The sequence below is a fragment of the Streptomyces sp. NPDC028419 genome (assembly GCF_055565515.1).
This window is the reverse complement of sequence record NZ_JBVHUE010000079.1, coordinates 1-4,688: the sequence shown is the minus strand read 5'-3', so window position 1 is coordinate 4,688 and position 4,688 is coordinate 1. Positions and strand designations below refer to the sequence as shown.

Below are 4,688 nucleotides of genomic sequence, written 5' to 3'. Positions count from 1 at the left end.
AACGGCAGCGACTACCAGGTGTGGAAGTAGCCGGAACCTGTCGCCGGTGAGCCCCACCCGGGCTCGCTGGCACCCGGCACCGGAACTGGCCGTGCTCCTGACTTCACGTCAGGAGCACGGCCAGTCTGCTGGGCTGTGGTGTCACACCCCCGCACTACGCCCAGGGCACGCCGAGCGCTGCGAGGGCGGCGTGCTGCTCCTGGGCGAGCTTGTCACGGCGGGCCCGGGTGTTGGAGATCCATACACCCAGTCGCACAGGCACCGGGTCGCTCTCACCGTCGACCGCGGTCGGTTCGGTGTGTCCGCGGGGGACCGGCCGGTCGACGCCTTCGCGCTCGACCCACTGCGTGAGGGCAGCCAGGCCCCGCTGGAACGCCTGCTGCGCCTTGCTCGGCCCCTTCACCCCGGGCATGGCTACGGGGGCGGGAGACGGCGTCTGGTCGGGCTGTACGTCAAGCTTGGTCAGCCGTTCCTGCTGCTCGGGCAACAGCCGCGCCCAGGTGGCCGGCTGCTTCTGCTGCTGGAGCCACTTGCCGACGTCGTCCCCGTCGAAGACGACGCCCGGCGCGATGTGGGGCAGGACGCCGTCGGCGTCGACCAGGTCGGCGAGGACGCGGTACTGGCGTTGCCAGTCGAGTGGCCAGGGGCAGTTCCAGTCCTGGTCGATCGCGGCGAGCTGCGCGGCCCGGGTCGTGGCGGTGTCCTCGTTCTTCCCCAGGCCGTTCTTGGCGCCCTTGCGTCGGAGGTTGGCGATGAGCTGTCCGATGGCGAACTGTGCGTCGTCTCCTTCGCCTTCGCCCCAGACGGCGTCCTGCCGGGGTGCGAGGTGCCCGGTGGCCCGCCGGTAGGAGCGCAGTGCCGCGAGCTTGTTCTCCCAGGCCTCGTCGCCCGGCTCCCACACCATCCCGGCTTCCGGGGCGTCCAGGAGCTTCTTGCGTCGCTTCGCCAGTTCCCCGGCGCGCAGCGCTTTGCGCTGCTGGTGGACCCACCGCCCCAGAGGGAAGTCCTTAGTGACCCCGACCGTGGTCTCGGTGTCGTAGGGGACCGCGTACACGCCGGTGATCTCGTTCTCGGCCCGCCACCGCACGAGTGCCTGGTAGCCCTCGAGCCACACCAGTGACTCTGGGCGGTAGACGCGGGTGCGCAGGAACGCCGCGATCGTCGCGGCATCACGCGGAGTCGAGAAGTGCAGCAGTGCGGACTCGATCCCGGTGGCGGCGCCGCTCTCCTGGCCCTCACCGTCGCCGTCGCTGCCCGCGTGGATGATCCGGCCCTCGTCGTCCCGCTGCACGTGGAGTGCACGCTCGTGCTGGCCGCGCGAGAGGGCGCGGGAGGCGAGTTGCTCAACGAGCCGTTCCGAGTGACTGCGCAGCCCCTGGAGGACGGCGACCAGGGGCCTGTAGCTGGCGGAGGCGACCATGTCCTTCGGGTTCTCCCCGGGCTCGAGGAACACCGGCACGATGATCCTGGCCACCTTCGTCGTCCCGTCGCGGTGGGGGCGCAGCGCACGTCCGATGTTCTGGACGATCTCGACCTGGGAACCGCGGGTGTCCGCGAAGCAGATCGCGTCGACCCCCCGCTCACCGGTGATGTCCACGCCCTCGCCGAGGACGCGCACGCTCGCGAGGAATGCCCGGTGCACGCGCCGGTTGTCGGCGTCGATGCCGTTGGCGAACTGCCGGAGGGCTTCACGCCGTTCGCTGACGAGGTGGTCGCCGCACAGCCACTGCGCCCAGACGCGGTCGGGTGGGACGTGGCGGCCGGCCTCCAGCTCGTAGAACTCGGCCTTGATGGAGGACTTCGGGAGCCGGTCCGCTTTCGCGAGGTCGGTGTCGGTGGTGTCGTTGGTGTACAGCTCGGCAGCCGTCTGGGGGAGCTTCTCGGCGAAGGCTGTGGCTTCTTCGACCCGGTGGTGGAAGGTCATGATGGTCTTGAGGTTGTGGCGGGCCGCGTGCTCGAGGAGCGCGGTCTGGAGGAGCGCGAGGCGCCGTCCGCGCAGTGATTCCTCGGACAGTACGAGGGGCTGCCGCTCGGGGTCGCGGATCTCGAGGACGTCGATCTCGAAGCCCGCGAGGATCTCCCGCTCGATCGCCTCGTTCAGCCCGAGTTCCGCGATCCACTCCCCGTAGGGCCCGTCCGGGTCGCTGGTCATGGACGCGATCTCCGCCTCCTGGCCGTCGGCGCCGCGCTGCGGCCGGGCCGCGGCCAGGATCCGCGGGGTGGCCGTGAGGTAGAGGCGGTAGTCGGCGGGGATCCGGGCGTTGTCGTGGATCGCCGCCCACGGTCGCCCAAGATCACCGGCGGTCCCGTGGGCTTCGTCGACGACCGCGAGGTCGAAGGGGGCCATTTGCTGCCCGTAGAGGCGTTCCCCGCCCGTCAGGGCGGCCTCCAGGGGCCCGCGGACCTTCTCCTGGCGGATGTCCTCGCGGTCGACGAGCGAGGCGTACGTGGCGAGCACGACGACCGGCCCGGCCCCTGCCCACAGGCACAGCTGGATCGGGTTCGTGGTGGTGCGCACCCCCAGTGATGCGAGGACCGGGTCGTTCTCCAGGGAGCAGACCGCGACCATCGGCGCGGTGTGGCCGACGGCCCGCCAGGCCTGGGCGGTCTGCGCGAGCAGGTCCAGGGTCGGCACGGTGACCAGGACCCGGCCGCCGGGGAAGGACTCCAGAGCACACGCGGCGGCCGTGATGGTCTTCCCCGACCCCGTCGCGGACACGATCGTCGCCCGGGACCCCCGCGCAGGCACCGGGTTCCGTGCAGGAAACCCCACCCAATTACGGAAACTCGACTTCTGGTCTACCTGGTGTTCCCGGAGCTGAATCGCAGACATTTCCCTGTCTCCCCAGACCTTATGCGCAGTAGTTTTTTGAGACGGCTCTGGATATTCACCGGGACGGCGAGAACGGCGGTACGGACACGGTGCCGTCCTCGGCCAGCACGACCCGCTCGGCGAGCTGGGCCAGGACTTCGACGGGCTGGAGGCCCGCCCGGTCGGCCGCCGCCCGGATCAGCCGGCCGGGACCCGCGGAGACCCACAGTTCGGTCCGCAGGGCATCCTGTTCGTCCTGCCGCCGCGCCAGCTCCGCAGCGTGCGCGGACAGGGCGGCCTGACGCCGTTCACCGCGATCCCGCGCCCACTGGGAACCCTGGACGTCCCCCTCGGGTTCGTAGCGGTTCCAGCCGTTCTGCTCCATCAGGTCCCTGACGCGCTGCCACTCCACGTGCTTCGCGGCCCAGATACCGGCCAGCCGCTCCGGCTCCGTCTCGTAGGCGGAGAAGGTTCCGCCGCCCCGGGCCCGCTGTGAGGTCTCCCGCTCCCTGACCGCGGCCTCCGCAATCCGCTCCGCCACCACCGCGGCGGTCAGCCCGTTTCCCTGTCGGCGCACCGAATCCCGCGCCACATCGTCAGCACTCCACATGCCCATTCGCCCCTTGCCCGTTCAGACAGCCGCGTGCGGAACGCAGGCCGCACCACGGTCGTTCCAGATCGAGGTGCCTGCCTTGTGCCAACCGCCGGGCTTCCCGTCCCTGAAAGGCGGCTCGTCGTCAGGGTCGTAGTGCCCGGCCGCGAGGGTGCAGACGACGGTGTCCCCGTCGCTGTTCACCGTCCGTGCGGTGCACAGGCCACCGGCCTCGCCCAGCGCCTCCAGCGCCCGCCGCCACTGCGTGGTGTGCGGGCGGGCACGCGGCAGGACGATCTCCCGGACGAACCTCTCCAGCCGCACCAGACCGGCCCGCTCACGCCGCCGCACATCCGCGAGATGCACAGCCAACTCCCCGGCCCCCGCAGACCGGCCACCCCGCTGCGCCCAGCCCTGATCCGCTACCTCGACCAAGGCCTCGCTCACCGCGGCCACGCCCTCATCCCACCCGTCCGCGAAGACCGCACCTCGGGAGGCCGGAGCCATACCGTCCAGCTCGACCACCCCGGACTGCGCCCCGGCTACCGCCCCCGCCTCCAGCGCGGCCACCAGGTCGTCCGCCTCCGCGTGGGGCACGCCCTGGGCGGCCAGGAGCGCGAACAGCCGCAGCCGCGCATTGGCGCCTGCCGCCTGGTACTGATTCACCCGGCGCACGGAATGACTACTCAGTACGGACGAATTTCCAGTAGATTCACTGTGACCGGCCATCGTCTACCGCTCTCCCTCGAACACGAGCCAGATTTTCAGACGGCCAGAACCTGACCACCACTTCCGCCAAAGGTACATCGCACATCTCACTGATGCACCGGCTATGCTGAAACCTGCACACGAACGAGCGACACGCGCTTGCTGCTGCCAGCCAGGCCCACGAAGTGGGCCTCAAGAGGACTGGAGGCGGAGCCGGAAGGACCCGCGGAAGGGATGGGGGAGCGCAGCGGACCCAGCCCGCCCGGCCGCGCAGCGGCCTGACCTCTAATCACCCGCCACCTCCCTTAACCCTATTCACCCCGACCAGGAGTGCGGGCGCGAAGCGCCCCGGCCTCCAGCCCGCGCAGCGGGCCGTCCGAAGCGAAGCGCAGGACCCCGGCCCGAAGGGCCGACCCCGCCCCGGCGAAGCCGGGGCCCCCGAGCGAAGCGAAGGGGCCGCCCTACGGGCGAGCGCAGCGAGCCCGGTCCCTTCCCCAGCGCGCAGCGCTGGGGGTCCCGCTCCGCGGGAGATCGGAAGGGAAGACAGCAGAACACAAATCCCACCAGTGCAAATCT

3 protein-coding genes are annotated in these 4,688 nt (G+C 70.8%); all 3 read right to left on the bottom strand.

Annotation, left to right across the window (positions count from 1 at the left end):
- Window positions 1–154 precede the first annotated feature (154 nt).
- From ACZ4UB_RS39470 to ACZ4UB_RS39460, 3 genes are read right to left on the bottom strand one after another with little or no spacing between them, the layout of a single operon-like run.
- Window positions 155–2,833 (bottom strand): helicase associated domain-containing protein, encoded by a 2,679-nt coding sequence (locus ACZ4UB_RS39470; RefSeq protein WP_468078118.1) that lies wholly within the window; start codon window positions 2,831–2,833, stop codon window positions 155–157.
- A 55-nt stretch (window positions 2,834–2,888) separates the two neighbouring features.
- Complete coding sequence (locus ACZ4UB_RS39465; RefSeq protein ID WP_468078116.1) at window positions 2,889–3,422, bottom strand: hypothetical protein; 534 nt, start codon at window positions 3,420–3,422, stop codon at window positions 2,889–2,891.
- Between the two features lie 21 nt (window positions 3,423–3,443).
- Window positions 3,444–4,070, bottom strand: a complete 627-nt coding sequence (locus tag ACZ4UB_RS39460) for a hypothetical protein (RefSeq protein ID WP_468078114.1) — start codon at window positions 4,068–4,070, stop codon at window positions 3,444–3,446.
- Between the last annotated feature and the right edge of the window lie 618 nt (window positions 4,071–4,688).